Genomic DNA, 1737 nt, shown 5'->3' with positions numbered 1-1737 from the left:
GGGTCGGGCCGCCGCCGTCCGTGACCTCGACGATGAGCCGGCCTGCCGGGTCCACGCGCCAGGCGGCACGGACGTCACCGTCACCGGACAGCGCGTCACCCAGGGGCCTGCCGTGCTTGCACGCGTTGCTCAGAAGTTCGGAAAGGATCAGTACGGCGTCGTCGATGACCGATTCCGCGACTCCCCCTCCGCGCAACTGCGTACGCATCCGGTGTCTCGCTTCCCCCACGCCCGCAGGGCCATGGGGTACGGCCATGCTCGACGACGTGGGCACCTCCTGTGCCACCACCAACGCCACCCCCGAGACCTCCTTCGCCCCACGCCACGGTGTGGATGCCCCATTGGCCTGTACCGGAAACCGGCCAACCCACGTCCCATGACGCATTCACCACAGCCGAGTCACGGATCGAACGCGCCGGAGCACTCCCTGTCATCACCTGGCCGGAAACCATCGGTGTGGCCGAGATGGGAGGATCCCGTTCGCCGGGGCATGGGGTCAAGAGGTGTGCGTGGGTCTGGTGTGACTTGAGAGGTTGGCGGCGCCGACGTCGGACGTCAGCGGCCGAGCTGGTCCAGCACCGCGCGCGGGCGGTTGGTGATGATGGCGTCGACGCCCAGCGCTACGCAGAGGTCCACGTCCGAGGGCTCGTTCACGGTCCACGCGTGCACCTGGTGCCCGGACTGCTTCAGGCGCTCGATGTACGTGGGGTGGTTGCGCACGATCCGGAGTGAGGGGCCGGCGATCCGTACGCCGGGGGGCAGCCGTCCGTCGCGCAGCCGGGGGGTGAGGAACTGCGTCAGATAGACCGTCGGAAGCGTCGGGGAGGCGGCACGCACGCGGTGCAGCGAACGGGCCGAGAAGCTCATGACCCGCACCTGGGACTCCTCCGCGGAGGCGGGGGCGTCGAGACCGAACCGCTTCAGCAGGACCAGCAGCCGGTCCTCGACCTGCCCCGCCCAGCGGGTGGGGTGCTTGGTCTCGATGGCCAGTTCCACGCGGCGCTCGGCGTCGGCGACGAGTTCCAGCAGTCGCTCCAGGGTGAGGACGGAGGTCGCCTCGCGGTCCTCCGGGCGGTGCTCCCAGTCGGGTTCCTCGTCGCGTCCCTTCCAGGCCTCACCCCTCTTCCAGGAGCCGAAGTCCAGGGCGGCGAGGTCGGCCAGCTCCAGCGCGGAGACCGCACCGCGGCCGTTGGACGTACGGTTGATCCGGCGGTCGTGTACGCACACCAGGTGGCCGTCGGCGGTGAGGCGCACATCGCATTCGAGGGCGTCCGCGCCGTCCTCGATCGCCTTGGTGTACGCGGCCAGGGTGTGTTCCGGGGCATCCTCGGAGGCCCCGCGGTGGGCGACGACTTGAATCACGTGCTGTCGTGCGTGGGTCACCGCGTCATGGTGCCACCGAGTGCGGGTACGCGTCCGGTCGGACGGACTCGACGGGTGCGCAGGTCCGGACGGAGGCATAGGGATTGCATCCTTTTCGCCAGTAATGACCTATATAAAGAATGGCCTCGGACGCACAGCCACCGCTTATGGTGCTCTGACGGCCGGTGGGAAAAGCTGACGGCATACAAAGGGACAAGCACAGCTCCATCGCGCCGGACCCGTCGACCGGCGTGAGAAAGCGTGACCGAGTGCGACCCGGACAACAGCCGTGGATCTAGGAGAAAAGCTGTGAGCACCGAGAACGAGGGCACCGCGGTACCCCCCGCCCCGTCCGCACCCCCCGTGCCGGTGGAC

General features: G+C 68.9%; 2 protein-coding genes. Both read right to left on the bottom strand.

Annotated features, from left to right (window positions below):
* Positions 1-385 (bottom strand): ATP-binding protein (locus C1J00_RS42960; protein ID WP_146046409.1); only part of this gene is annotated, 385 nt, incomplete at its 3' end.
* A 170-nt stretch (positions 386-555) separates the two neighbouring features.
* Positions 556-1383, bottom strand: coding sequence for a glycerophosphodiester phosphodiesterase (locus C1J00_RS42955; RefSeq protein WP_102914184.1), 828 nt, complete (start codon positions 1381-1383; stop codon positions 556-558).
* Positions 1384-1737: the final 354 nt, after the last annotated feature.

Source organism: Streptomyces cahuitamycinicus, from assembly GCF_002891435.1.
GTDB classification, from domain to species: Bacteria; Actinomycetota; Actinomycetes; order Streptomycetales; family Streptomycetaceae; genus Streptomyces; species Streptomyces cahuitamycinicus.
Note: the sequence above shows the minus strand (reverse complement) of the source record. Positions and strands in the feature narration are given on the sequence as shown.